The 2,843-nt window shown below is 41.6% G+C and carries 1 protein-coding gene; it reads right to left on the bottom strand.

The genetic code is table 11. The features are described from left to right. Positions 1-55: 55 nt before the first annotated feature. Positions 56-2,491, bottom strand: coding sequence for a UDP-galactopyranose mutase (glf, locus tag IQ229_RS22225; protein ID WP_194047459.1), 2,436 nt, complete (start codon positions 2,489-2,491; stop codon positions 56-58). Positions 2,492-2,843: the final 352 nt, after the last annotated feature.

Here is a 2,843-nt window from a genome sequence, read left to right as displayed (position 1 = left end):
GGATTAAGGGGGGTAATTTAACTTGTATACACGGACGACGTGAATTACGAATTATTTAAGCTTTAACCGCAATTTGTTTGTACACAGACAAAGCCTGAGCAACACATTGATCCATGTTGTAGTACTTGTAGGTCGCCAGCCTTCCCACAAAATATACTCCTGGTGTTGTATCAGATAGCGCTTTATACTGCTTGTACATTTCGTTATTTTCAGGACGCGGTACAGGATAATAAGGGTCTCCCTCAGCTTGAGGAAACTCGTAAACAATGCTAGTTTTTGAATGTTCCTGACCAGTCAAGTATTTAAACTCGGTTACACGAGTATAAAGCTGTTCATTGGGATAGTTAATTACTGGCGCTGATTGAAACACAGAGGTGTTATGCGTTTCATGCTTGAAATCAAGTGAGCGATACGGTAATTTGCCGTAGCGATAATCAAAGAATTCGTCAACCGGCCCAGTGTAAACCATCTCGCGGCAAGGTATAGCTTTTTGGATTTCCTGATAATCAGTGTTAAGCATTACCTTGATGTTCGGATGATTGAGCATATTGTCGAACATCCGGGTAAAGCCGTGTAGTGGCATCGCCTGGTAGCTATCGGTAAAATAGCGATCGTCACGATTAGTCCGTGTGGGAATTCTGGCAATTACTGATTTATCAAGTTCCGATGGGTCGAGTCCCCATTGTTTGCGGGTATAATTTCGGAAAAACTTTTCATACAGTACTCGACCAACTTTGCTTACCACCACATCTTCACTAGTGCGGATGTATTCTACGGGTTCAGCAAGCGATTTATAAAACTCTTCCACCTCAAATGAATTGAGATTCATCCCATACAGCTTGTTGATGGTGTCAAGGTTGATTGGAATCGGAACAAGTTGCCCGTCTACACTGGCAAGGACGCGATGTTCGTAAGACCGCCACTGAGTAAAGCGTGAGAGGTATTCAAAAACTTCGCGGGAATTGGTGTGAAAGATGTGGGGGCCGTATTTGTGTACAAGAATGCCATCATCGTTGTAATGATCGTAGGCATTGCCACCTATGTGATTGCGCTTGTCTACAACCAGCACTTTTTTACCTTGAGTTGCCAAACGTTCAGCAATGACGCTACCAGAAAAACCAGCACCGACAACCAAGTAATCGAAGACAAAATCTCTGGTAATGATATTTGGTGCTTGTTTACCAGCCGCACCTGTGGAGTTAGCTTTGTCTTCAGCATCACGGGCTGCGATCGCAGAGTCAATCAGCTTCATCATTGATGCCCAAGTACGATCCCAAGAAATCTTTTCTAAAAAGACATCTACTCGACTCAACCATTCTGAGGCTGGGGTATCTTCTTGCATTGCAAGTTCTGCGGCGATGACGAACTCAGAAACTGTGTCTGCAATTCGCACCAACTTCGACTCTCCGTAAGGACGCACTACATCTCGAATTGAGGTAGATACTACAGGTCTACCTGCGGCAAGATACTCTGGAGTTTTGGTAGGGCTAATAAAGCGTGTTGACTCGTTACGCGCAAACGGCAACATTGCTAAGTCCCAGCCTGCTAAATAAGCAGGTAGTTGTTTATAATCTCTGCCACCGAGATAATGGATATTTTCATGCTGTGGCAGATTTGCTGGATCGATTTTGACAACTGGCCCAATAATTACTAAATGCCAGTCGGGACGGGCTTCGGCAATACCAGCAAGCAGTTCAATATCCATCCGTTCATCAATTACGCCAAAGAAACCAAGACGAGGATGGGGAATATGAGCTTGATCTTCTGGTTCTTGAACATTTCTCGCCTGGCCAAAGTGGGGGACATCTACACTGCTGGGAAAGGCATAAACGTTGGGGTGCTGGTTCACCTTACTTTCGTAAAGGCTTTGTCCGCCTGTAAATACTAAGTCTGCACGGCTGAATAGTTCGGCTTCGTAATTCTTTAAAGTGGGTGATGCTCCCTGGAATGCAGATAATTCATCCATGCAATCGTACACCACGGCTTGGGGTTGCAAGTGGCGGGTAAATGCGATCGCCATTGGTGTGTAATACCAACAAATGTATTTGTTGATGTTATGCTCTGCAAATAAATTATTAATTAGTACTTGTAAATCTGCGTTGATTGCTTCTTCGCTTAAACCTTGTTGCAGGTGTGGCACAACTACAACTACTCCACTAGAATCTTCGTTGATGTCCAATTTTCCCAAGGGTTCTTGAGAAAAAATCGGCTCCTCAATAAAGAAGACTCGCTTTCCTTGAGCGCACCGAGTTAGTAAGTGTTGTGGTCTTTGATAAACAAAATTCCAGCGTAAATGAGATAGGCAAACTATATCAGGTGTGTCTTTAAAGGTTTCTGTTGATTGAACTTTTTTATTAGACGAAGTTAAATTCAGCAGCGATCTACTTGATGATTGCGTTTCAGCTAACTGCGATCGCTTTGTTTTACGCTGCTTGGGCGAAATAACATTGCCGACACCGTTGTTTTTGACTTGAGATTTTTCACTTGTCATAGTTGTCTCATTATTTAAATTATTAATTCTGACTAGCCAAACGCTAATACCTTTTCTTTGTAAAGCAGTACCAAGCTTACTTTCAGGCAAAAGCTTGCAACATAGTTTTGCTGCTTTTCAATATCGAATCGGTATACTCAATACTTCGCTGCACTAATAAAAAAATACTGTTTTATATCTAATTTTTCATCTATCCAAATAAATATAAAATTACTTTTTTATTAAGTCCTAAGCATTATATCTTTATCAACATCTGAAATTAAGTTATTATTGATTTATGTAACACTTTTTTATTTATCAAGCTATGCATATATAGTTGCATTTGTCTGTTCGTTTGCGTACACAACAGCAT

The sequence above is a fragment of the Nostoc cf. edaphicum LEGE 07299 genome (genome assembly GCF_015207245.1).
GTDB classification, from domain to species: Bacteria; Cyanobacteriota; Cyanobacteriia; order Cyanobacteriales; family Nostocaceae; genus Nostoc; species Nostoc edaphicum_B.
Note: the sequence above shows the minus strand (reverse complement) of the source record. Positions and strands in the feature narration are given on the sequence as shown.

Coding starts and splice junctions, on each gene's coding strand:
- glf (WP_194047459.1), bottom strand. CDS start 2,491: ATGACAAGTGAAAAATCTCAAGTCAAAAACAACGGTGTCGGCAATGTT.